We start from the raw sequence: 21,678 nt of genomic DNA on the forward strand, positions 1-21,678 counted from the left end.
GTCAGTTACCGGTGAACTGCGCCGGTCGCTTCTCGAACACCGAGGTGATCGCCTCGGTGAGGTCGTGCGAGGCGAGGAAGGCGGCGTTCCAGGCCGCGACGTAGCGCAGCGAATCGTCGACGCTCGAAGATCGGGAATGATCCAGCACGGTCTTGATGCCCTGCACCACCAGAGGCGGATTGGCGGCGATGGCGGCGGCGCATTCGCGAGCAGCGGCGAGGGTGGCGTCGTGGTCCTCGAACACGTCGTTGACCAGGCCGATCTTCTCGGCGCGCGCGGCATCGATGTCCTTGCCCGTCAGGGCGAGTTCACGCATGTGGCCATCGCCGATGATCGCGGGCAGCCGGGCCAACGAGCCCATGTCCGCGACGATCGCGACCCGCACCTCACGCACGCTGAACTTCGCGTCGGCGCTCGCGTAGCGCACGTCCGCGGCGGTGATGAGGTCGACGCCTCCGCCGATGCACCAGCCCTGAACCGCCGCGACGACGGGCTTGCGGCAGTCCGCAACCGCGTTGATCGCCTTCTGCATCGTCTTGATGGTGTCGTGGAACGACGTTCGGGGACCGGCCAGTGCCTTGTCGGCCATGAGCGGACCGAACGTGCCCGCCATCGCGGCGAGGTCGAGTCCGTAGGTGAAGTTCCTACCCGAGCCCGCCAGCACGACTGCACGAACCTCGGGATCGGCGTCGAGCTGCGCGAACAGCTCGGGGCTTTCGCTCCAGAAGTCCGGCCCCATGGCGTTGCCCTTGCCCGGCCCGAGGAGTGTCACGTGCGCGATGTGGTCCGCGATCTCGACGGAGAAGGCTTTCCAGGTTCGTTCGGTCATGCCTGCGAGCCTAGCGGCAGCGTCGCACATTTCCGCACCGCATGTTACGGCGCGTAACGTCTGCGCTAAGTCCCTGCTCAGCTCTGGTACGTACGCCGAATCGGGCCCATCATCGTCTCATGCTGATGCATCAGGGACTAGGCCTGGAGACGTTCAACGATCTGCCGCGCCGCAAGGCGGTGCATGCGCTGTACGAGTGCTGTTGCTCGGTGGCGTGGGCGTCGAGGGTGGCGGACGGCCGCAGGTATCGCTCTCGCGCAGACCTGTTCTCCGCAGCAGACGCGGAACTGACCGAGCTCTCCGACGGCGATGTGGATTCGCTCGCCGCGACGCTGCCGGAGCCGAGCAAGGTGTGCGCGGCCATGGACACCGACACTCGCGGGGCATTGGGAACTGCGGCCAGGGCGTACGACGACCGGTTCGGCTACCCGTACGTGTCGAGTCGGTTGTTCGAGCCCGAGGGCTTCGAGCCGCGCGACATTCTGGTCGATCTGGGTCATCGGCTCGACAACCACGATCAGACCGAGCGCAAGGTCATGCGCGACGAGCTGGCGAAGATCAACCACATCAGATTGGATCGCCTGCTGGGGCCCGAAGGCGGTTGGCCGGAGTACTGAGATCGGTCGGGATTCAGCCGAACAGGCCGACGACGCGGCCGATCAATCCACCGGCGATCAGGATCGCCAGCAATGCCACGACGCAGATGACGACGATCGGCATCACCCGGTTGCGCTGCGGGGGCTCGTGGTTCGGGCCGCCGATTCCGGTTTCGGCGGGTGGAGTATCTCCGGGGGTGACCCCGCCTCCGGCTTCGAGTCCTGTGGTGACGTCGGGGTCTGGGTTCTGAGCGTTCATCTTCTGCGGTTACCCGGTGCGGTGTCCCTCAACCGAGATGTGTCCTGGCTATCGCTCCCGCGAACAGTTCGGACACCGCGTCGGCGATGACGCCCTCGTCGATTTCCTCAGGATCCACCGAATGTTCGACGGCCAATCCGGAGATCAATGCGGCCAGTGACGTCGCGAGGCGTCGGGCATCGAAGTTCTCACCGACGCCCCACTGGTCCGCGTGCTGGTCGATGAGGCGTTCGAGTTCGCTGCGTAGTGCGCGACGGTCGGTGCGGTAGCGCTCGGCGACGGCGGGGTCGCGTCCGGCGAGGATGCCGAATTCGACGGTCAGCAGCGGCCACCGGGGTTCGGCCACTACCCAGGACGCGATCTCTCCGCCGCCTGCTCCTGCCGCTGCACCTGAGTCCAGATCGGATACGTGGGCCAGCACGCGAGCGGCGAGGTCGAGGGAACGCCGGGCGAGCAGTTCGGCGAACAGCGCTTGCTTGGATTCGAAATTGGAGTAGACCGCACCCTTGGTGAAGCCCGCCCGGTCTGCGATGTCGGTGAGTTTTGCTGCAGCATAACCACGTTCGGTGAATTCGTCGGCCGCCGCGGCGAGCAGTCGGTCCCGTACGTCGGTGCGTTGGGGTCGTCGCCGGTCCTGTGTCGACCCCCACTTTTCTTGCTCGTCGGCATTCACGATACCTAGAGTATTGAATACCTCGGGTATCGACAAGATTCAGGAGTCACCCATGCGCAAGATGTCCCTGCTCGCCGCCGCGGTACTGGTACTGCAGCTCGGCTTCATCCTCAGCTACGTCTCGGCGTTCCATCAGCCGACGCCGCACGCGATCCCCATCGCGGTGGTCACCGAGGCCGGCCTCCCCGAGGGGCTGGACCAGCAAACCGCCGACCGCCTCGACGCCATCGACGGCACCCCGCTCGCGGCACGCACCGCAGCCGACACCGCGGAGGTCCGGGCATTGCTCCGCGATCGGGACATTCTCGGGGCCTACGTCGTCGGTGCCGACGGAACGGACACCCTCATCACCGCGAGCGCGGCGGGCAGTTCCGTGGCCACCGCACTGGAGTCGATCTTCACCGAGGTCGACGCCGCGCAGGGTCGTCAGTTCGTGGTCCGCGACGAGATTCCGGTCGGCGTGCACGACAACCGAGGACTGTCCGGCTTCTACCTCTCGGTCGGCTGGGTCGTCGGCGGGTACCTGTTGGCTGCCGCCTTCGGACTGCTCATCGGTGCACCGACCTCGCGCCGCGAAACCTTCGTCCACGTCGGCATTCTCGCGGTCTACGCGGCCGCATCGGGTGTACTCGGAGCCTTTCTCACCACCCATGTCCTGGAAACCTTTGCCGGCCACTGGTTTCCGCTCACCCTGCTGGGCACCGCGGTGGTCTTCGCCACCGGGTTGTTCACCATGGGCCTGCGCGCACTGATCGGCGTCGCCGCGGTTCCCGCCGCGATCATCCTGTTCGTGATCCTCGGAAACCCCAGCGCAGGAGGCGCTTTCGGGGCAGACGTCCTACCGTCCCTCTACGCCTCGATCGGTCGGTGGATCACCCCGGGCATCGGCACCGAGGGCGTACGCAGCATCGTCTACTTCTCGGGCACCGGGCTGGGGCAACCCGCACTGGGCCTGACGCTCTACATCGTGATCGGCGCGCTGCTGATGGGCGCGGCAGCAGTGCGTCGCCGGTCCGCACACAACCCGGTGCACCAACACGAAACCAGTAAAGTGTGATTCCATGACCTCCACTTTCCCTCTGCCACTGCCCGATCTCGCCGTCCGCACTCTCGGAGGCGCAGTCGTGTGGGCGAACGACGAGACGTTCGCGGAGAAGGAGAATCTCGTCAGGCCGGGCAAAGCCGACTACTCGACGGCGACGTTCGGACACAAGGGCCAGATCTACGACGGGTGGGAGACGCGACGCCGACGCGAGGCCGGCTACGACGAGGCGATCGTCCGTCTCGGCGCGCCGGGGGTTGTCTCGGCAATCGTCGTCGACACCGCGTGGTTCACCGGAAACTATCCGCCGGAGATCTCGATCGAGGCCGCCGAGGTCGACGGATTTCCATCCCCTGAGGAGCTTCACACCCAGACCGAGTGGACCACCATCGTCCCGCGCAGTGCGGTCAACGGCGACAGCGAGAACAGGTTCACTGTTGCCTCCGATGCGCGGTGGACGCACGTGAAGCTGTCGATCTATCCCGACGGCGGAGTGGCGCGGTTGCGAGTGCTGGGTCGCGGTAAGCCCGACCCCAAGTTCCTCGCCGCCGGGCCGGTGGACCTGGCTGCACTCGAGAACGGCGCGTACGTCTCGGCGTGCTCCAACATGTTCTACAGCTCGCCCAACAACCTGCTCTTCCCCGGACCCCCGCGCTCGATGGGTGAGGGCTGGGAGACCTCGCGTCGACGCAACGACGCGAACGACTGGGTTCAGGTGCAGCTCGCGGGTACCGGGCACATCTCTCTCGCCGAACTCGACACCACCTGCTTCCTCGGAAACGCGCCCGGTGCGGCATCGCTGCGGGGCCGGCTCGGCGACGGCGAATGGATGGAACTGTTGCCGCGCACGACGCTGCAGCCCGACACCCGGCATCGCTTCGTACTCGCCCACGACACCCCGGTCTCCGAGGTGCGCATGGACATCTTCCCCGACGGCGGCATGGCGCGATTGAGACTGTTCGGTGATCTCGTCAGTTCCACGTAAGGAGCGTCAGGGCAATAGGGTTGGTTCATGTCCCGGCTACTTCATCCGAATGCAGCCCATGTTGCCGACACTCTGATTTCTCGCGGCCATCACGGTGTGGTGGTCAGCAGCCCGGAGGGCACGCACACCGCCGCCGATGCAGCGGCTGCTCTGGGCGTCGAGGTAGGCGCGATCGTGAAGTCGATGGTGTTTCTGCTGGACGACGAGCCGGTGTTGCTGCTGGTCTCCGGTGCCCACAACGTTCATCTCGAGCGCACCGGTGAGCGTCTCGGCGGCACGTTGATGCGTGCGCCTCTCGACACGGCCAAGCATGCAACCGGGCAGCCGATCGGGGGGATCGCCCCGGTCGGCCACCCCACCAACCTGGACACGTTCGTCGACCAGGACCTGGCCGGTTACGCCGAGGTGTGGGCGGCCGCCGGTCACACCAACACGATATTTCGGTCCACGTTCACCGAGTTGGTGCGCATCACCGCAGGTCTGGCGATCGACGTCACCTGACCCCTGCTTCTTTACCGGGCTCAGGACGCGAGAGTCGGGGCGATCGGTGCGCCGAGGACCGCGTCGACGACGTCGATGTCGAGTCGGGTGCCGCGGGATTCGAGCAGCGGCAGTACCCCGTCGTTGATCAGAACCGCCTGGCGAGCGACATCGCCGAGCACTGTCAACGTCACGCCGTCGGCCACATCGGCCGCGGTGACATCGGAGATCAAACTGGCCAATCCTGCCGGCGTTCCGACGTAGCGGATCGACGACGGACCGGTCGGCGCATCCAGTGCGGCGAATTCCCGACGGGCAGTCCTGGCATCGGCCGCGATGTGGATCTCGAGGTCGAGAAACACTGCTGTGCTGTCGGCAGATTCGCCGCGCTCGGCCGCCTCGGCCCGCACCCGGGCCCGGTGTTGCTGGGATTCCCGCAGGTCGGAGGCCTGGATTCTCACTACATCGGTCTCGGAAGCGGCGGTCAGTTCCGACCAGCCGGAATCGAATTCGACGGCGACGCGGGTGAAGTTGTGCGACATGAGTGGTGGTCCTGGTTCTAGAAGTCGGTGAACGCATTCGGTCGGAGCGGAGCCGAAATCGAACACGACCCGGACGCAGTGCGGCACAGATCCACGTATCTGTTGCACCAGTGGCGGTTGCCCGTCCACACGACACTCACGGTCATGACGCCATGCTAACGGTCTGCGGGGCTGCACGGGGATCCAACCCCGGCGGCGCTGAGCCCACCCACCCCGTCCACCCATCCGGCCAGCTCGGGGAAGGGTCGCGGGTCGGGTACAGGGTTCCACCAGCCGGCGTCCTCCGCGTAGTGCCAGCTCGGTCCCGACTCGACCAGGGCTGCGAGGGCGTCGACGAGTCGGTCCACATCGGCCGACGAGCTGCCGAGCCCGATACTGGCTCGAACCGCTCCGGCCGCGTGCCCCAGCCTGCTCAGCAGTGGGTGTGCGCAGAACTTTCCGTCGCGCACGCCGATGCCGTGTTCGGCGGACAGGTATGCAGCCACCTCACCGGGATCGCGTCCGGCGACGGTGAAGGTGACGATGCCGACACTGTCGGGTGCATCGGCCCACACCTGGAGCTGCTCGACGCCGTCCAGTGCGGCCAGCCCGTCGCGCAGGCGGGACGACAGTTCATGTTCGTGCGCCTGCAGCTCGGCATCGTCGAAGCCGGCGATGGCCTCGCAGGCTGCAGCGAGTGCGGCAACGCCGAGCACGTTGGGGGTGCCCGCCTCGTGCCGTTGCGGTGCCGGAGCCCAGTCGGTGTGGTCGATGCTCACGCTGCGCACCGCGCCGCCGCCGGCCAGGTGCGGCTCACCGAGGTCGAGCCAATCGCGTTTGCCCACAAGCACTCCCGCGCCGAACGGGGCGTAGAGCTTGTGCCCGGAGAACGCGAGGTAGTCCACGCCGAGTGCGGCGATGTCGACCCGTCGATGCGGAACCAGCTGGGCACCGTCCACCGCGATGCGTGCGCCGTGCCGATGCGCCAGAGCGGCGAGTTCCGCGAGGGGCAGCACCTCGCCGGTGACGTTGGATGCACCCGTGATCGCCAGCAGAGCAGCAGGTTTCGCAGCAAGCTCCGCGTCGAGACGCGTGATGGTCTCGGCCAGGGTCGACGCGGCCACCACCACTCGTCGATCACGCCACGGGAGCAGGTTGGCGTGGTGCTCGATGTCGAGTATCACGGTCTCACCCGGCACGCATGCGGCCAGCAGGTTCAGCGAGTCGGTGGTGTTCCGCGTGAACACCACCACCGAATCATCCTGTGCACCAAAGAAATCAGCGACGGTCACCCGAGCCTTCTCGTACGCCGCCGTGGAGACCCGTGAGGCGTAGCCGGCACCGCGATGCACACTCGAGTAGAACGGCAGCAGTTCCGCGATCCGATCGGTCACCGCGTCCAGTGCAGGCGCGCTGGCGGCGTAATCGAAGTTCGCGTAGGTGCGGGTGCAGCCGTGGACCAGCGGTACCTGTAGATCCGTGCCCGAAACAGGGGCAAAAGGAGCACAGGGGCGGGAAAGTACAGATGTCATGACAGATCGAGCCCTCACGTTCGAGGGACCCGCAACCGAAGGATGTGGTGAGCGAGTCCGCGCTTGCCGCGCCGGTTTTCCGGAGTCGGCCTGGTCGTCACCCGGAGCACCCCACCGCGGAGGAGGGTTGCCGACCAGCTAGCCGGGGCTTGATGCTGGTACTCGTGACCGTGGGGAAGACATTGGCAAACTCGCTGCGATTTTGTCAAGCCGGGACTCACCCGTAGGCCGCAGTAGGATTCCCGCGGTGGGAAAGCGCGCTCGTTCACCTGCTGGCAAACAGAACGTGAGATAACCAACGGCGCTGCTGCTCACCAGCACCACAGAGTCATTACAAGAAGAAACGAGAAGGGCGCCCGGTTGTCTGTGCATCAAGAGAACGATCTGCCGGGTTCGAGCGCGGACACCGCACCTGCACCGGCGGCGTTTCTTCGCTCACCCCAGGCTCCACCCGCCCGGACGCTCATCGACATTCTCCGCGACACGGCCCATCGCTTTCCCGACGCACCCGCGATCGACGACGGTGCCGTGTCGGTCAGCTATTCGGAGTTGTTGGACGACATCGCCGAGGGCGCTCAGTGGCTCGCCAATGCCGGTGTCAGGCGCGGCGATCGCGTCGGGATCCGCATGCCGTCGGGTTCCTTCTCCCTCTACGTCGCGATCCTGTCGATCCTTCAGGTCGGTGCGGCATACGTGCCGGTGGACGCGGACGATCCCGAGGAGCGCGCCGAGTTGGTCTTCGGCGAGGCACAGGTGACGGCCATCGTCACTGCGGGCGGAATCGCCGCCGGTACTGCCCCCAAGCAGGACATTTCCCAGCACGATCTTTCCGAACACAATGCCGGACCACCGACCCCGCAGGACGACGCGTGGGTCATCTTCACCTCGGGTTCGACGGGCACTCCAAAGGGCGTTGCGGTCAGTCATCGCAATGCGGCGGCGTTCGTCGACGCCGAGGCCCGCATGTTCCTGCAGAAGGATCCGCTCGGTCCGGGCGATCGAGTGTTGGCCGGGCTGTCGGTGGCGTTCGATGCGTCGTGCGAGGAGATGTGGCTGGCGTGGCGGCACGGTGCGTGCCTGGTTCCCGCGCCCAGGTCGTTGGTGCGGTCCGGTTTCGATCTGGGTCCGTGGCTCGTCTCCCGCGATATCAGCGTCGTCTCGACGGTGCCCACGCTCGCATCGCTGTGGCCCGCGGTGGCGTTGGAAGCGGTACGGCTCCTCATCTTCGGCGGCGAAGCCTGCCCACCGGAGCTGGCCGAGCGGCTCGCCGTCGAAGGCCGTGAGGTCTGGAACACGTACGGCCCCACCGAGGCGACAGTTGTCGCGTGTGCGGCGATCATGGACGGCAAGGGCCCGGTCCGGATCGGGCTCCCCCTCGATGGGTGGGACCTCGCGGTGGTCGACGGCTCCGGCACCCCGGTACAGGTCGGCGAAATCGGTGAGTTGGTCATCGGCGGCGTCGGACTCGCTCGGTATCTCGATCCGGCCAAGGACGCCGAGAAGTACGCGCCCATGCCGTCCCTCGGGTGGGACCGGGCGTATCGCAGCGGCGATCTGGTCAAGCTCGAACTCGAAGGTCTGTTGTTCCAGGGTCGCGCCGACGATCAGGTCAAGCTCGGCGGTCGACGCATCGAGCTGGGCGAGATAGACAATGCGCTGCAAGCACTTCCGGGCGTCGGCGGCGCGGCGGCCGCCATCCGCAAGACGGCTGCGGGAAACTCGGTGCTCGTCGGATATCTGGCCAGCACCAACCCCGATTTCGATCTCGAAGCCGCTCGCGAATTGCTCGCCGAGCAATTGCCTGCGGCACTGGTCCCGCGGCTTGCATTGGTCGACGAGATGCCCACGCGCACCTCGGGCAAGGTCGACCGCAATGCGCTGCCGTGGCCCCTGCCCGGCATGGCGGGTGCCTCCTCGCTCGGCGGGACGGCAGGCTGGGTGGCCGAACTGTGGACCAACATCCTCGGCGCGCAGGTCTCGGACGAGAACGCCGATTTCTTCGCCAACGGCGGCGGTTCGCTCTCGGCCGCGCAATTGGTGACGGCGTTGCGCGAGCGCTTCCCCGAGATCACCGTCGCGCAGCTCTACGACCACCCGCGGCTGGGTTCGCTGGCGCAGTATCTCGACGATTTGAAGCCGGTCGTCGAGGCCGTTCCGCGTGAGGTCGCGCCGACGTCGCGCACCGCGCAGTGGGCGCAGATCGCGGCAACGGTTCCGTTGACCACCCTGACCGGATTGCAGTGGGTCACCTGGCTCGGGCTGCTGTTCAACGTCATGTCCTGGTTCGGCGACGTGCCCTGGGCTCCGACGCTGTCGTGGTGGTGGGTGCTCGTGGCATTCATCCTGTTCATCACGCCGGTCGGCCGCATGGCGATCTCGGTGATCGGATCCCGCATCCTGTTGGCCGGGCTGAAACCCGGCGCGTACAAGCGCGGCGGCAGCATGCACATCAGACTGTGGGCGGCAACGAGATTGACCGATGCCAGTGGTGCGTCGAACCTCTCGGGCGCACCGTGGATGGTCTACTACGCGCGCGCTCTCGGTGCCAAGATCGGCAAAGGCGTCGACCTGCACACGATGCCGCCGGTCACCGGCATGCTCGAGCTGGGCGACGGCTGCTCCATCGAACCCGAGGTGGATCTGTCCGGGCATTGGATCGACGGCGATCTCGTCTACATCGGCGGCGTCGAGATCGGCGCCGGTGCCACCGTCGGAGCCCGCTCGACACTTCTGCCCGGAACCAAGGTCGGCAAGAACTCGGTCGTCACGGCAGGCTCTGCCGTCGTCGGACGGGTGAAGGCCGGTCAGATGTGGTCCGGTTCGCCGGCCCAGAAGGTCGGCAAGGCCGATCATCCGTGGCCCGCGGAAACGCCGCCGCGCGCGACGAAGTGGGTGTTCGCGTACGGCGTCGCGTCGCTGTTCCTGTCCGGTATGGCACTGTTCTCGATCGGGGTCAGCCTGGTGCTGATGGGCTGGTGGATTCACACCGCGGACTCCGTGTTCGACGCCTTCGAACGTGGTCTGGTGATGTTGCCCGTCGCGACGTTGGTGTCGCTGGCGGTGTTCGCGCTGATCACCGTCGTCGCGGTGCGGTTGCTCAGCATCGGACTCGTCGGCGGCTACCACCCGGTGCGCAGCCGCATCGGCTGGCAGGTGTGGGCCACCGAACGCCTGATGGACTCGGCGCGCACCTTCCTGTTCCCGCTCTACGCGTCGTTGTTGACGCCGCACTGGCTCCGGCTGTTGGGCGCGAAGATCGGCAAGGACGTCGAGGCGTCGACGGTGCTGATGATTCCCAAGTTCACCACGGTCGCCGACGGAGCGTTCCTCGCCGACGACACCATGGTCGCCAGTTACGAACTAGGCGGCGGCTGGATGCATCTGGGCGACGCCAAGGTGGGCAAGCGGGCGTTCCTCGGTAACTCCGGTATGACCGGTCCCGGGCGAACCGTCCCGAAGAACGGGCTCGTCGCCGTGCTGTCCGCAACGCCGGACAAGGCGAAGTCCGGCTCGTCGTGGCTCGGTAGTCCACCGGTGCGGCTGCGTCGAGCCGCCGGTAGTGCGGATTCGTCGCGCACGTTCGATCCGCCGCGCAAGCTGAAGGTCGCCCGGTCGTTCGTCGAGACGTGCCGCTTGATTCCCGTCGTCGTGACGTTCGGTATCGGGCTCGGAGTGCTGTTCTCGCTCACCGCGCTCGCCGACGCCGTCGGATACTGGTTGGCCGCGTTGCTCAGTGGCGTCGTCCTGCTCGTCGCCGGTTTCGTGGCTGCTGCGGTGTCGGCGTTGGCGAAGTGGTTGTGGGTGGGCCGGATCGGCAAGACCGATCATCCGCTGTGGAGTTCGTTCGTGTGGCGCAACGAGGTGGCAGACACGTTCGTCGAGACCGTTGCCGCGCCATGGTTCGCGCGCGCCGCCGAGGGCACAGCGGTGTTGAACATGTGGTTGCGGTGGCTCGGTGCCGATATCGGCCGCGGCGTCTGGTGTGAGACGTACTGGCTTCCCGAGGCCGATCTGGTGACTTTGGCCGACGGTGCGACGGTCAACCGAGGGTGCGTTGTGCAGACGCACCTGTTCCATGATCGGATCATGTCCATGGACACGGTCGATCTCGGCAGAGGCGCAACACTGGGACCACACTGTGTCGCGCTGCCGGCGTCGGGAATCGGTGACGGCGCAACGGTGGGGCCTGCCTCCCTGGTGATGCGCGGCGATACGGTTCCCGCGCATACTCGTTGGCAGGGCAATCCGATCGCGCCGTGGGCCAAGGGTGATCCCTTTCCGCGGATTCGCGACGACCGAAACGAGGGGTGATCGCCGTGGCAGACAGGCTCGTGGCCCCGGTGTTCGACGTCGACTCCAGCGACAACCCGATCGATACGTACCTCCCGCAGAACGGCAACCGCGGCTATCGCGTCTCGCGCTACGAACTCGACCTCGAGTACAAGGTCGAGAGCAACCGGTTGACGGGTAAGGCGAAGATCACCGCGGTCACCACGGCGACGGTGTCGAAGTTCGCATTCGATCTCGGGCCGGCGATGAACGTGTCGAAGGTGTCGGTCAACGGTTCTCGTTCGGTGAAGTTCAGTCACCAGCGCGGGAAGCTGAAGATCACCCCCGCCAAGCCCATCGCGTCGGGCGCGGCACTGGTGGTCACAGTGGCGTACGGCGGAACTCCCAAGCCCATCAACGGTGTATGGGGTGAGGTCGGCTGGGAAGAGCTCACCGAGGGCTCGCTCGTCGCGAGTCAGCCCAACGGCGCGGCGTCGTGGTTTCCGTGCGACGACCATCCGGTGTCCAAGGCCAGCTACGGCATCACCATCACCACCGATTCGCCGTATTACGCGGTGGCCAACGGAACGTTGGTGCGCAAGCAGACTCGCGCCAGCCGCACCACGTGGGTGTACGAGCAGCCCGAGCCGATGGCCAGTTACCTCGCGACCATCCAGATCGGTCCGTACGAGCATCGCATCGTCAGCCCGGGGCCGGTGCCGATGAAGGCCATCACTCCGCCGCGCCTGCGAGCGCAGTTCGATCACGACTTCGGTCGTCAGCCACAGATGATGGATACCTTCGTACGGCTGTACGGCCCTTACCCTTTCGCGTCGTACACCGTGGTGGTGACCGACGACGATCTCGAGATTCCGATCGAGGCGCAGGGGCTGTCGATCTTCGGTGCCAATCACTGTTCCGGTTCTCGGTACTACGAGCGTCTGGTGGCGCACGAGTTGGCGCACCAGTGGTTCGGCAATTCGTTGACCCTCGGCAAGTGGGCCGACATCTGGCTGCACGAGGGATTCGCCTGCTACTCCGAGTGGATCTGGGCCGAGAACTCCGGCGGCGCAACGGCTCACGACAAGGCCAAGCGCGCGCACACGATTCAGCGCGGTCTGGCCATGGACATGCAGCTCACCGATCCCGGTTCGGCGCGCATCTTCGACGACCGCGTGTACAAGCGCGGCGCACTGGCACTGCACGCAGTAAGGCGCACCATCGGCGACGAGCGCTTTTTCGGCCTGATCCAGGAGTGGACCTCCAAGTACCGCTACTCGACGGTCGCAACGGCGGACTTCACCGACCTTGCCTCCCGCTTCGGTTGCCCCCGAAGTCTGTGGGACGCATGGCTCGTGGACAAGCAGATGCCGTCGTTGCCGTAGTTCCAGCGTCGCGAATCGGCTCCCCAGTTTCGGAAACCAGCCTGCAATCGGAGGCCTGAATCCAAGTCTGGGGAGCCGATCTGCCGGTCAGATACGGCGACGGCGCTTCTGCGCGTAACCGATGGTCATCAAGCCCGCTGACATCAACGCGAAAAGGTTGATCGGCGACGCGATGGCGCGGCCGACACTCGCATCGAGTGCCACGACCTGAAACAGCACCCAGAACACGATGACGCCCAGCACGGCGAAAATCGGCCACGGTCCGGAGTAGTTGTATTTCACGCTCGCTCCCGTCGTACGAGGGATGTACCCGCTCCACGGTACCCACCGAATCGGTTGCGTCAGCGATACCCGAGCGACAGCATCAACCCAGCAATCGCGTAGCCGTACATCGCCGACGTTGCCAGTGCTTGACGCCAGAAGCCCGTCGGGAACGACGCCGCCCAGCGTCCCTTGCCGTCCAATTGCAGATCGCAGGGGAAGTCGCTGATGGCCATGGCAGACGACGGTTGCTTCGAGTGCGCGAGCACAACACCGGTGGTGAACGGCAGTCCCCGAACGAACAGGTGACCGCGCGCTTCTCCGGCCCGGTACCGAACCGTGGATTCGGTGACAACCCCTGTGTACCAACGTCGTTGGACGTTCCATCCGGTGGCGTGCGCGAGGCGAAGGTTGCGGTCGCCTCGCAGAGCGGTGTCCACGGTCTCGACGTCGGCGATCAGTCCCCAGCGCAGCATCGACACCCACCAGACAATCCGTCTGCAGCGAAACACCAGGGCCCCGAGCAGAACGATCGCGAAGACGTACGGCACCACCGTCGGATATCTGGACCAGGATGCGGCCGGCACGATCACAGCGATAAGAAACCAGTACGCCTCACGCCGGTTCCATACGGTCGCACCCGCGAGCGCCACCGTCGGAGGTACCCGATGCGGCGGGACCGTGCGCGAGGACTGCAGCATGATGCCGCTGATCCTAGGGCCGAACCGTCCCTACGCGCTCGGCAAGTGAGCAGACGTCTTCGACCGAACCACCAGGCCGCACAGGGCCGCCATCACCGCGCCGAATCCGAAGATGATCGGATACGTGACCACACCGGGCCAGGTCTCGGTGAGCGCCGACAGAACGGCAGGCACCGCAAAGCCCAGGTAGGTCAGCGAATAGAACACTGCGGTGAGGCCGGCGAGATCGTCGGGGCCCGCAATGCGTTGCACCTCTTGCAGACCCGAGACCAACGCCATGCCGTACCCACAGCCGAGAACTGCCGCCGCGATCAGCGCCGCGGCAATGGTGAGCACCGACGCCGCCCACGCCGCGACAGCCATACCGATCACCAGCAGAGTCAGCGCAACCAGAGCGCCACGGGCGTTGGCGGGTGTATCGATGCGACGCCCGACGGCCTGGATCGCGAACCCGGAGCCGAGAGCGATCACGGCCATCGCCGCGGAGAGTGCGACAGGATAGCCGCCACCGGGCTCGTCGGCCAAGGCGTCGGCCATCAGTGACGGTAGCACCGCGTAGGCGACGCTCGCCGCGCCGAAGACCCACGGTGCCAACGGCAGCACGACGAACAGGAACCGGCGATGCGAGGCGGACGGAATCCTCAGGTCGTCGAGCAGCTTCTTGTTCTTCGATGCCGCTGTGGCAGTCCGTGTTTCGGGCACCGAGAGCATGCCCACACCGGCGACGATGCAGATCAGCACGTGCACGCTGTAGGCGAGGTGCGTCGGCCAGGGTGCCCACTGCGCGAGCACGCCGGCAACTCCGGCACCGAGGGCGAAGCCCGCCGTCAGCGACATCGCGGCACGCCGCGCGCCGGCACCGGGCTTGGCAGTGGCATCGCGGCTGGAGAGCTCCTTGACCCAGCTGCCGCCCACGGCCATACCGATTCCGAGCGCGATTCCGCTGAGCACGCGGCCGCCGAACAGCAGGTACGCGTTGTCCGGTCCGAGCGCGATCAGGATCGAACCGGCCGCGGCAATTGCGGGGGCGGGCAACATGATCGGGCGTCGGCCGAGCCGATCCGAGAGCGGACCGCAGATCAGCATCGCCGGAATGATGCCCAGGACGTAGGCGAACAGGAACGTATCGACCACCACTGCCGAGAAGCCATGATCGAGTCGATACATCACCAGCAGCGGCGTGAACTCGTTCCCGCCCCACGCCACGGCGAACATGCCCGACGCGACCAGCAGCCAGCGTCGTGCAGTCAGCTCGATGTCTCGATCGTTCGTGAGCGTTTCGCTCATCGTGCTCCCCCTCTGTCCGGTCGTAGGCCGTGCACCCCGAGCATGTGTTGTTCGACGGCCCGCTCGAATCCGTCTGCGTCGCCTGCCTCGATGAGGTCGGTGAGTCGGCGATGGTCGTCGACGATGCGTGAGATCTGGCCCGGGTCACGCGTCACCGAGGCTGCGGTCATCCGCCGCTGACGCTCGCGAAGTCCGTCGTAGAACGCGTCGAGCAACGGGTTGCCGCCGGCATGGACGACGATGCGATGGAAGTCTGCGTCGACGGCGCTGAACTGTGCGGCAGTGCCGTCCACGGCCAGCTGCTGTTGAAGCCGCAGGTTCTCGCGTAGGGCGGATACCACCGATTCGCGGGCTCTCGCGTCGTCGATGAAGGCGCGGACGCTGCCAGCCTCCACGAGGCGACGTGCGTCGACGACGCTCTCGGCCTCCCCTACCGCAATCGGCACCACCAGTGCCCCACGCTTGGGATACAGGCGCATCCATCCCTCGACCTGCAAGCGCAGAAACGCCTCGCGTACGGGGGTGCGGCTGATCTCGAGGCGGGTTGCGATCTCGCCTTCACTGACGAGCTCACCGCCGGGAAGTTCTCCCGAGACGATGAGCTCCTTGACCGTCACATACGCCGTATCGGCAGCAGATTTCGTCTCGGACACAACATAGATACTAGATGCACTTCAACTGTGCACCAATTCTGGCCACCAGAAGGTCCACTCAACGTGACATTGACTCCCCAAAAGTGCCCGATGGTCGTGCCGCGGGCTCCACTCCAGTCCACCGAACGTCACATTGACTCCCCAACGGCGGGGTGCGGAGTCGGTCAGGGCACCCAGTGCCGTGCGGCGATGTCGTCGATCACCGGATCCCCGTCCTGCGCCGCGTCGAGGGCGTCGAGGTCGTCGCGCAGGGCGTTCAGGCGTGGGTCGTCCCCCTCGGCCTGCTCGGCGGCGGTGCCTCCGTCGTCGGCGAGTTGCGCGAGGAGTTTCGCGCGGACGCGATCCCGCAGAGAGTCGCTCATTCGTTGTCACCCTTCTTGAACACGCGGCGGGCCGTGGGGATGAGCGCGATGAGCACGCCCAGCAGCACGATGATCGAGAAGATTTCCAGCAGCACAGCTACTCCTAGTCGTTTCAGGTCGGGGCGATAGCGGTGCCCCACGGGGTGTTGCGCACAACGGTGAAGACGGTCAGCAGGGTGAGCACCACAGCAGCAGCCAGGCGATTCGGGCGAGGCAACGTCAGAGGCATCTGCATCCAGCGAGCCCTGAGCCATAAACCCCACAACCCGACGGCCACGACGACGCACACAACCGCAACGACATTGCTCGACGCGGCCGCGGCGATGTCTCCGCGGGTGAGGTCGCCGAAAGCCCGGGTCGTGCCGCAGCCGGGGCACCACAGTCCGGTCAGAGCGTGGAGCGGGCAGGGAAGATACGTCGAGGTTCGTGGGTCACGGACGTACAGCAGTACTGCGCCACCAACAGCGGCAGCGGCCACGCCGAGGGGTGCGGCGATGCTGCGTCCTCGGGTCGGTGCCGTCATGCACTCAGTCCATCACGGTTCGACGAGAATCGTTGCCGTCATGTCCGGATGCGGGGTGCAGTGGTAGGTGAAGGTGCCCGCGGTGTCGAAGGTGTGCGTGAACTGTCCGGTCTCCATCAGAGCGCTCCGGAACGAGTTGTCGTCGGCGACGACGTTGTGGGCCATGCCGCGATCGGCGAACACCCAGGTGACGGTGTCTCCCACCGAGATCGTCAACGTCTTCGGCGAGTACATCCGATCGGCGACGGTCACCTGGTTCTCGGCGACGGGTTCGGTGGGTGCGGCCGGGGTGGTTGCGGTGGAGCAGGCAGTCAGGGTCGAGGTGATCATCAGTGCCGCGAGGAGTCCGAATGCCTTCATGCGTCCGACGGTACCCAAAGGGCTCATTCCCGCAGGCCGAGGATGTATTCGGCCGTCAGGGCAATCGAACGGTCGGCGTCTCCGGTCAACTCCTGCAGGGCGCGCGAGGCTGCCTGCCCCGGGATACTCGCCAGCGCCTGGGTCACTCGTAGTCGCGTCGGCAGATCGCCTGGCCCGTCCATCAGCGCCGCCACGATCGAGTCTGCGGATCCCAGCATGCCCAGGGCATCGGCGGCGTCCACATCGTTGGTGCCTTCGAAGACCATCTCGATCAGCGTCGGGACCGCATCGGTCACCCCTCGCGCACCCAGTTCCAGCGCAGAAGCCCGCCTGACCTGCCCGTCGTCGTGAGTGAGCGCCTCCCGCAGCACGTCGGTGGCGGTGGGGTGGCGAATCTCGACAAGGGTGACGACGGCGCGGCGCCGGACTTCGGGGTCCGGTGAGTCCAGGCCTTCCCGGAGCGGCCCGATCGCTTCACCACCCGATCGAGCGAGGGCCCACCGAAGTGCGCCTGCCACATTGGGCGCAGGTTCGCGCAGCACCGCTTCGGCCAATGCGTCCGCCGGAATGGGTCGATCTCCGGCGGACGACAGCGCCGCTGTTTGCCGCTTCCCGGCACTGACCGACTGCAGATCACCGAGCAGCGCGACGGTTCCGAGTACGTCCTCCCATGCCTCGGGCCGCGGGTCGCCGATTCGACGCAACCGCGTGAGCAACTCGGTATCGCGCGCGATGCGTTCCTCGGCTCGGGCGGCGAGCTCGTCGACGAGTCCTGAGGCCGCGAAACTCGGGTCGTCGAGCGCACGACCGACGTCGTTCAGCGACAACCCGAGCGAACGCAGTGACTCGACGTGGAACAGGCGTCGAAGATCCTCCGGCGCGTACTCGCGGTAACCGGTGCTGCTGCGCGAGGTCGGGCGCACGAGCCCGAGCCTGTCGTAGTGCCGAAGCATGCGTGCACTGACGCCCGACCGCTGCGCCACCTCACCGATCAACATCGTTCTATCTCACCCCGCCGTGTCGACTACGCCAAGAGCATCGACACGCTTGGCCTCGAACACTTCGAATCCCGCATCCGGATCTCGGAGCAGCGCCTCGGTGGCCAGCGCGTGGGCGCGAACGGCAACGTCTTTGCTCGACGCGGCCTCCCGCAGCATCGGTTCGACCACCGATCCGAGCGCAACGAGCGCGCGGCTGAGGCTTCGCCGAACGTCGTGCCCACCTCGGCCGAGTTGCGTACCCAGCATCGCGGCCAGCTGCCCTTCACTGCCGGCCGGCACCAGGACCACCGCTGCTCGCCAGGCGCTTCGTGCCACCTCGTCGTCGGCGTCGGAGATCAGTTCCTCGGTGATCACGGGCCACGCCGACGGGTCCTTGATCTTGGACAACGTGTGCAGCGCCTGGCTTCGAGCGAGGACTCCTCCGGTGCGTACCTCCTCGATCAGCCGCGGCACCGTCAGCGATGCGGGGTGGCGAATCAAGGCCCAGGTCAACATTTCCCGCACCTGAAAATCGGGTTCGACGGCGCACCGCTGCACCAGGGCGTCGAGATCCCGTGGATCCGGTGTAGTCCCGATGTCGAGCGCGGCCCGGAGGCGGACCGACGGATTGCTGTGCTGGAGCGTTTCGTTCATGACGGTCAGCCAAGACCTTGTCACGGTGTGAAGGTCAAGCCCGATTCGGCGGCACCGATCAGAGCCGTGCCGCGCAGATCGCCGGAGCCGACGAATGCGGTAGCAACCGACTCATGTCCGACGGCGTGATCACCTCCACGGTCGCCGATTCGTCCAACCGATACGGCTGCGTGGAGATGATGCCCGCGAGGTGTTTGCGTAGCCGCGACATCTCGGCCCGCACCGTGATCGCGCGGCCGTCGTCGCCGAAGAGATCGGCCGCCATCTGTGAGGCAGTCCGCCCCTGGCGATGGATGGCGAGCAGGTACAGAATTTCGGCGTGCCGGGGCGTCGGCTCGTGGGTCCACTCCCCCACCTCGCTGCGCACTTCGATGCGAGGTTTCTGCGAATTGCGCAGGTCGATGCGAATTCTCGTCGATCCGACATCGGCGACGCCGGAATCCACTGTGCTGGCGGGTCGGACGAGCCATCCACCGGGCAGGGGCTCGAAGTCGCACACACCGAGGGTAGGCAGCCAGAAGCGTCCGGTCGCGAGGTCCTCGGGCAGCAGGATGCGATTGCGCAGCGCCACCGATTCGACGGCCGCGACCCAGCCGTTCGCGTCGACGGCCAGGGCCGGGGATTGCAGTCGCGCAAGCATCGGCGCGGCCACCGACCGCAGTCGATCGAGGGTGCTCCGATGCAGTTCTCGCAGTTGGGATTCGGCCAACCGTGCGACGGCGTCGACCAGCGCGATGGTGGTGGGGTGCACCGTCTTGGCCGGTCCGCTGACGTCGATGGCTCCCAGTACCTGGCCGGTTCGCGGATCACGGATGGGTGCTCCGGCACAGGTCCACGAATGATGGCTGCGCACATAGTGTTCGGCCGAGAAGATCTGGACCGCGCGGCGCGAGACCAGGGCCGTTCCGATGGCGTTGGTACCCACCGAATCCTCGGCCCAGTTCGCGCCTTCCACGAAGCCGAGGTCGTCGGCCCGGTCCAGCACCGAGGTCGATCCGCTGCGCCACAGAACCCTGCCGTGCCGATCGGCGACCACGAGAATGTTGTCGCCGTCCTGCACCACCGACTCCAGTCCGCGCGCCAGGTCGTCGAGGATGTCGAACAATCCCGATTCCCGACGGCTGAGCTCGAGGTCGGAGACGTCCATCTGCGTCTCGGCGGGGTTACCCAGCTCCGGGTCGATACCCAGGGTCTGCAACCGCCGCCACGAATCCCCGATGACCTCCCGGGGCCGTGCGGGCGACTTGCCGCCGGTCATGGTCGCGTCGTAGACGGCAGTGAGAATCTGCGCGTAGCGGCGCGGGTCTTCGCCGGCCGCCAGCGCAGGTTCAGGACCTGTCGACTGCGTCATTACAGTCAATTGTGCTCCAGCTCACAAATCGGCATGAACGGGGGCTACCGATAGACCAGACCACCGTCGATCAACGGTGCCTGGCCCGTCATGTAGTCCGAGTCAGGCCCGGCGAGATACGAGACGAAGGCCGCGACGTCCTCGGGCGTTTGCGCGCGACCGAGAGCGATTCCGCCGACGAATTTGTCGTACGTCTCGCCTTCCGCGGCACCGGTCAACTCGGCGAATCGCTTGTCGATGGTGACCCACATGTCGGTACCCACCACTCCGGGGCAATACGCGTTGACGGTGATTCTCTCGGCCGCGTACTCCTTCGCCGCCGCCTGGGTCAGGGCACGAACCGCGAATTTCGTTGCGCTGTAGACCCCGAGCATCGCGAACCCGTCGTGGCCGGCGATCGAGGACGCGTTGATGATCTTGCCCTTCGAGCCCTGTGCTTTGAATTTGGCTGCGGCAGCTTGGATTCCCCAGAGCACACCGTCGACGTTGACGGCCCAGATCTTCGCGACATCCTCGGGCCGGACGTCGTCGAGCGGGGCGACCTGCGCGATGCCTGCGTTGTTGACGATGACGTCGAAGCCGCCGAGCGCCTCGTGAGTGTGTTCGACGGCGGCGAACACCTGATCGCGATCACTGACGTCGGCCACGAATGTCGTTGCCTTCGAGCCCGTTCCACGCACCTCGTCGGCGACGCTTGTAATCTTGTCCTCGTTCAGGTCCGCCAGAGCGATGTCATGCCCGTCGTTGGCCAACCGCAACGCGATGGCCCGGCCGATGCCCTGTCCGGCACCGGTCACCAACACCGCGCTCATGCCGATGCTCCGGTCGAAGGGTCGACCAGGACCTTCATCTTGGTGCCCGCATGCAGCGCCTCGAACCCGTCGTCGATGACGCCGTCGAGGGCAATCTTGTCGACCCACCCCGTCGTGTCGTAGTGACCCTGGCTCATCAGCTCGATGACGGCCTCGTAGTCGGCGGCGGTGTAACAGAGCGAGCCCTGAATCCGGGATTCGTTCATCACCAGCTTCTGCAGCGGTGTGGTCAAGGGCTTTTCGTAGATCGCGACGCTGACCAACGGCTTGCGAGCACCGATGCATCCGAGCGCGGTCTCGACGGCAGGTTGCACACCTGCCGCGTCGTAGATGGCATCGGCACCCTTGCCGTCGGTGAGGTCGGCGATGTAGGCGGGAATGTCGACGGCCGTCGGATCGAGAGTCTTCGCGCCCAGGGCTTCGATCGATGCTCGACGCGTCGGCGACGGCTCGACGACGTAGACGTTGCCCAGCCCCTTGCCGCGCAGGGCGAACCACAGTCCGATGCCGATGGGGCCGGCTCCGAACACCATCGCGGTGTCCTCGGGTTTCGGATCTCCCAGTGTCGCAGCATGATAGGCGACCGACATCGGTTCGACGAGGGCTCCGAGTTCGAGGGAGACGTTGTCGGGCAAGGCGTGAATCATGTCGGTGGGCACCACGGTGTACTCGGCCATTCCGCCGTCGGACATCAGTCCGTGGAAGCCGATCTGAGCGCAGATGTTGTAGTTCCCCGCGCGGCACGGACCACAGTGGCCGCAGCGGTACAGCGGCTCGATGGCGACGCGGTCGCCCACGGCGATGCCGGTCACGCCTGTGCCGAGTTCGGTGACGGTGCCCGAGAACTCGTGCCCGAGCACCAGCGGCATCTCCTGTCCGGTCAGCGGATGCGGGGAGGTGGGGATGAAGATGGGGCCTGCGTAGTACTCGTGCAGGTCGGTTCCGCAGATTCCGTTGAACCCGACCTTGACCTTGACCTGGCCTTCACCGGGATTCGGCTCGGGTACGTCGGTGATCTCCACCTTGTTGGGGCCGTAATACACAGCTGCACGCATCGGTTCTCACTCCTGATCGTCGGATGCATTCATGTCTATGTGATGCCGACCACTTCGGACAGGGTTGCAGCGCGTTGCAGTCGCGGACTCGAAATCGGGTGCAACCAG

Annotated in this window: 23 protein-coding genes and 1 riboswitch; of the genes, 6 read left to right on the forward strand and 17 right to left on the reverse strand. The window is 66.1% G+C overall.

Going from position 1 to position 21,678, the window contains the following annotated elements:
• Window position 1: 1 nt before the first annotated feature.
• On the reverse strand, window positions 2-829 hold the full coding sequence (locus tag AB0366_RS06990; protein ID WP_366243225.1) for a crotonase/enoyl-CoA hydratase family protein: 828 nt from the start codon (window positions 827-829) through the stop codon (window positions 2-4).
• A 119-nt stretch (window positions 830-948) separates the two neighbouring features.
• Here AB0366_RS06990 and AB0366_RS06995 point away from each other — a divergent pair, with 119 nt between their 5' ends.
• Entirely contained in the window at window positions 949-1,446 is a 498-nt protein-coding gene (locus AB0366_RS06995; RefSeq protein WP_366243226.1) for a 2-oxo-4-hydroxy-4-carboxy-5-ureidoimidazoline decarboxylase, read from the forward strand.
• 13 nt (window positions 1,447-1,459) lie between these two features.
• On the opposite strand, the gene AB0366_RS07000 is transcribed toward AB0366_RS06995, so the two are convergent.
• Together AB0366_RS07000 and AB0366_RS07005 are read right to left on the reverse strand one after the other, a co-directional pair.
• Complete coding sequence (locus AB0366_RS07000; RefSeq protein ID WP_121872129.1) at window positions 1,460-1,684, reverse strand: DUF6480 family protein; 225 nt, start codon at window positions 1,682-1,684, stop codon at window positions 1,460-1,462.
• 28 nt (window positions 1,685-1,712) lie between these two features.
• The gene (locus AB0366_RS07005; RefSeq protein ID WP_366243227.1) at window positions 1,713-2,357 is read right to left on the reverse strand and encodes a TetR family transcriptional regulator; all 645 of its coding nucleotides are present in this window, start codon (window positions 2,355-2,357) and stop codon (window positions 1,713-1,715) included.
• A 52-nt stretch (window positions 2,358-2,409) separates the two neighbouring features.
• Between AB0366_RS07005 and AB0366_RS07010 the strand changes: the two genes are divergently transcribed.
• From AB0366_RS07010 to AB0366_RS07020, 3 genes are read left to right on the forward strand one after another with little or no spacing between them, the layout of a single operon-like run.
• Complete coding sequence (locus tag AB0366_RS07010; protein ID WP_366243228.1) at window positions 2,410-3,414, forward strand: hypothetical protein; 1,005 nt, start codon at window positions 2,410-2,412, stop codon at window positions 3,412-3,414.
• A gap of 4 nt (window positions 3,415-3,418) precedes the next feature.
• The gene (gene alc / locus AB0366_RS07015) at window positions 3,419-4,384 is read left to right on the forward strand and encodes an allantoicase (protein ID WP_366243229.1); all 966 of its coding nucleotides are present in this window, start codon (window positions 3,419-3,421) and stop codon (window positions 4,382-4,384) included.
• A gap of 27 nt (window positions 4,385-4,411) precedes the next feature.
• Window positions 4,412-4,885, forward strand: coding sequence for a YbaK/EbsC family protein (locus tag AB0366_RS07020; RefSeq protein ID WP_366243230.1), 474 nt, complete (start codon window positions 4,412-4,414; stop codon window positions 4,883-4,885).
• 20 nt (window positions 4,886-4,905) lie between these two features.
• On the opposite strand, the gene AB0366_RS07025 is transcribed toward AB0366_RS07020, so the two are convergent.
• Together AB0366_RS07025 and AB0366_RS07030 are read right to left on the reverse strand one after the other, a co-directional pair.
• Complete coding sequence (locus AB0366_RS07025; RefSeq protein ID WP_366243231.1) at window positions 4,906-5,406, reverse strand: hypothetical protein; 501 nt, start codon at window positions 5,404-5,406, stop codon at window positions 4,906-4,908.
• Between the two features lie 155 nt (window positions 5,407-5,561).
• Window positions 5,562-6,917, reverse strand: a complete 1,356-nt coding sequence (locus AB0366_RS07030) for an aminotransferase class V-fold PLP-dependent enzyme (protein WP_366243232.1) — start codon at window positions 6,915-6,917, stop codon at window positions 5,562-5,564.
• Window positions 6,918-6,971: 54 nt separating this feature from the next.
• A riboswitch (SAM riboswitch) is annotated at window positions 6,972-7,087 on the reverse strand.
• Window positions 7,088-7,283: 196 nt separating this feature from the next.
• On the opposite strand from AB0366_RS07030, the gene AB0366_RS07035 reads away from it, so the two are divergent.
• Window positions 7,284-11,228 carry a Pls/PosA family non-ribosomal peptide synthetase gene (locus tag AB0366_RS07035; RefSeq protein WP_366243804.1) on the forward strand — a complete coding sequence of 1,315 codons (3,945 nt, stop codon included), beginning with the start codon at window positions 7,284-7,286 and terminating at the stop codon, window positions 11,226-11,228.
• A 5-nt stretch (window positions 11,229-11,233) separates the two neighbouring features.
• Entirely contained in the window at window positions 11,234-12,571 is a 1,338-nt protein-coding gene (locus tag AB0366_RS07040; RefSeq protein WP_121872940.1) for a M1 family metallopeptidase, read from the forward strand.
• Between the two features lie 87 nt (window positions 12,572-12,658).
• Here AB0366_RS07040 and AB0366_RS07045 read toward each other — a convergent pair whose 3' ends face one another.
• The 12 genes from AB0366_RS07045 to AB0366_RS07100 all read right to left on the reverse strand — a co-directional run bounded on the left by AB0366_RS07045 (window position 12,659) and on the right by AB0366_RS07100 (window position 21,570).
• Complete coding sequence (locus tag AB0366_RS07045) at window positions 12,659-12,853, reverse strand: hypothetical protein (RefSeq protein ID WP_366243233.1); 195 nt, start codon at window positions 12,851-12,853, stop codon at window positions 12,659-12,661.
• 59 nt (window positions 12,854-12,912) lie between these two features.
• Window positions 12,913-13,533 (reverse strand): hypothetical protein, encoded by a 621-nt coding sequence (locus tag AB0366_RS07050; RefSeq protein WP_366243234.1) that lies wholly within the window; start codon window positions 13,531-13,533, stop codon window positions 12,913-12,915.
• Between the two features lie 30 nt (window positions 13,534-13,563).
• A complete protein-coding gene (locus AB0366_RS07055) occupies window positions 13,564-14,820 on the reverse strand; it encodes an MFS transporter (protein ID WP_366243235.1) in 1,257 nt (418 codons plus the stop codon).
• Window positions 14,817-15,473 carry a GntR family transcriptional regulator gene (locus AB0366_RS07060; protein WP_366243236.1) on the reverse strand — a complete coding sequence of 219 codons (657 nt, stop codon included), beginning with the start codon at window positions 15,471-15,473 and terminating at the stop codon, window positions 14,817-14,819. The genes AB0366_RS07055 and AB0366_RS07060 overlap by 4 nt, the downstream gene beginning before the upstream one ends.
• A gap of 164 nt (window positions 15,474-15,637) precedes the next feature.
• Window positions 15,638-15,835 (reverse strand): hypothetical protein, encoded by a 198-nt coding sequence (locus AB0366_RS07065; protein ID WP_032395188.1) that lies wholly within the window; start codon window positions 15,833-15,835, stop codon window positions 15,638-15,640.
• 112 nt (window positions 15,836-15,947) lie between these two features.
• The gene (locus AB0366_RS07070) at window positions 15,948-16,358 is read right to left on the reverse strand and encodes a DUF2752 domain-containing protein (RefSeq protein ID WP_366243237.1); all 411 of its coding nucleotides are present in this window, start codon (window positions 16,356-16,358) and stop codon (window positions 15,948-15,950) included.
• Window positions 16,359-16,370: 12 nt separating this feature from the next.
• The gene (locus tag AB0366_RS07075) at window positions 16,371-16,718 is read right to left on the reverse strand and encodes a plastocyanin/azurin family copper-binding protein (RefSeq protein ID WP_366243238.1); all 348 of its coding nucleotides are present in this window, start codon (window positions 16,716-16,718) and stop codon (window positions 16,371-16,373) included.
• Between the two features lie 23 nt (window positions 16,719-16,741).
• Entirely contained in the window at window positions 16,742-17,716 is a 975-nt protein-coding gene (locus tag AB0366_RS07080) for a HEAT repeat domain-containing protein (protein ID WP_366243239.1), read from the reverse strand.
• A gap of 9 nt (window positions 17,717-17,725) precedes the next feature.
• Window positions 17,726-18,352: a HEAT repeat domain-containing protein gene (locus AB0366_RS07085; protein WP_366243240.1), complete on the reverse strand. Its 627-nt coding sequence runs from the start codon at window positions 18,350-18,352 to the stop codon at window positions 17,726-17,728.
• Between the two features lie 58 nt (window positions 18,353-18,410).
• Window positions 18,411-19,703 (reverse strand): GAF domain-containing protein, encoded by a 1,293-nt coding sequence (locus AB0366_RS07090; protein ID WP_366243241.1) that lies wholly within the window; start codon window positions 19,701-19,703, stop codon window positions 18,411-18,413.
• A gap of 44 nt (window positions 19,704-19,747) precedes the next feature.
• On the reverse strand, window positions 19,748-20,515 hold the full coding sequence (locus AB0366_RS07095) for an acetoin reductase (RefSeq protein ID WP_366243242.1): 768 nt from the start codon (window positions 20,513-20,515) through the stop codon (window positions 19,748-19,750).
• Window positions 20,512-21,570 carry a 2,3-butanediol dehydrogenase gene (locus tag AB0366_RS07100; RefSeq protein WP_366243243.1) on the reverse strand — a complete coding sequence of 353 codons (1,059 nt, stop codon included), beginning with the start codon at window positions 21,568-21,570 and terminating at the stop codon, window positions 20,512-20,514. Before AB0366_RS07100 ends, AB0366_RS07095 begins: the two co-directional genes overlap by 4 nt.
• Between the last annotated feature and the right edge of the window lie 108 nt (window positions 21,571-21,678).

Origin of the sequence: Rhodococcus sp. NPDC076796, assembly GCF_040702765.1 — a bacterium.
Classification (GTDB): Bacteria; Actinomycetota; Actinomycetes; order Mycobacteriales; family Mycobacteriaceae; genus Rhodococcoides.

What these genes read in the sequence shown, in the direction of transcription:
- AB0366_RS07055 (WP_366243235.1), bottom strand. Translation starts at nt 14,820, where the DNA reads ATGAGCGAAACGCTCACGAACGATCGAGACATCGAGCTGACTGCACGA.
- AB0366_RS07100 (WP_366243243.1), bottom strand. Translation starts at nt 21,570, where the DNA reads ATGCGTGCAGCTGTGTATTACGGCCCCAACAAGGTGGAGATCACCGAC.
- AB0366_RS07020 (WP_366243230.1), top strand. Translation starts at nt 4,412, where the DNA reads ATGTCCCGGCTACTTCATCCGAATGCAGCCCATGTTGCCGACACTCTG.
- AB0366_RS07065 (WP_032395188.1), bottom strand. Translation starts at nt 15,835, where the DNA reads ATGAGCGACTCTCTGCGGGATCGCGTCCGCGCGAAACTCCTCGCGCAA.
- AB0366_RS07030 (WP_366243232.1), bottom strand. Translation starts at nt 6,917, where the DNA reads ATGACATCTGTACTTTCCCGCCCCTGTGCTCCTTTTGCCCCTGTTTCG.
- AB0366_RS07075 (WP_366243238.1), bottom strand. Translation starts at nt 16,718, where the DNA reads ATGAAGGCATTCGGACTCCTCGCGGCACTGATGATCACCTCGACCCTG.
- AB0366_RS07085 (WP_366243240.1), bottom strand. Translation starts at nt 18,352, where the DNA reads ATGAACGAAACGCTCCAGCACAGCAATCCGTCGGTCCGCCTCCGGGCC.
- AB0366_RS07080 (WP_366243239.1), bottom strand. Translation starts at nt 17,716, where the DNA reads ATGTTGATCGGTGAGGTGGCGCAGCGGTCGGGCGTCAGTGCACGCATG.
- AB0366_RS06995 (WP_366243226.1), top strand. Translation starts at nt 949, where the DNA reads ATGCTGATGCATCAGGGACTAGGCCTGGAGACGTTCAACGATCTGCCG.
- AB0366_RS07090 (WP_366243241.1), bottom strand. Translation starts at nt 19,703, where the DNA reads ATGACGCAGTCGACAGGTCCTGAACCTGCGCTGGCGGCCGGCGAAGAC.
- AB0366_RS07025 (WP_366243231.1), bottom strand. Translation starts at nt 5,406, where the DNA reads ATGTCGCACAACTTCACCCGCGTCGCCGTCGAATTCGATTCCGGCTGG.
- alc (WP_366243229.1), top strand. Translation starts at nt 3,419, where the DNA reads ATGACCTCCACTTTCCCTCTGCCACTGCCCGATCTCGCCGTCCGCACT.
- AB0366_RS07050 (WP_366243234.1), bottom strand. Translation starts at nt 13,533, where the DNA reads ATGCTGCAGTCCTCGCGCACGGTCCCGCCGCATCGGGTACCTCCGACG.
- AB0366_RS07095 (WP_366243242.1), bottom strand. Translation starts at nt 20,515, where the DNA reads ATGAGCGCGGTGTTGGTGACCGGTGCCGGACAGGGCATCGGCCGGGCC.
- AB0366_RS06990 (WP_366243225.1), bottom strand. Translation starts at nt 829, where the DNA reads ATGACCGAACGAACCTGGAAAGCCTTCTCCGTCGAGATCGCGGACCAC.
- AB0366_RS07070 (WP_366243237.1), bottom strand. Translation starts at nt 16,358, where the DNA reads ATGACGGCACCGACCCGAGGACGCAGCATCGCCGCACCCCTCGGCGTG.
- AB0366_RS07000 (WP_121872129.1), bottom strand. Translation starts at nt 1,684, where the DNA reads ATGAACGCTCAGAACCCAGACCCCGACGTCACCACAGGACTCGAAGCC.
- AB0366_RS07010 (WP_366243228.1), top strand. Translation starts at nt 2,410, where the DNA reads ATGCGCAAGATGTCCCTGCTCGCCGCCGCGGTACTGGTACTGCAGCTC.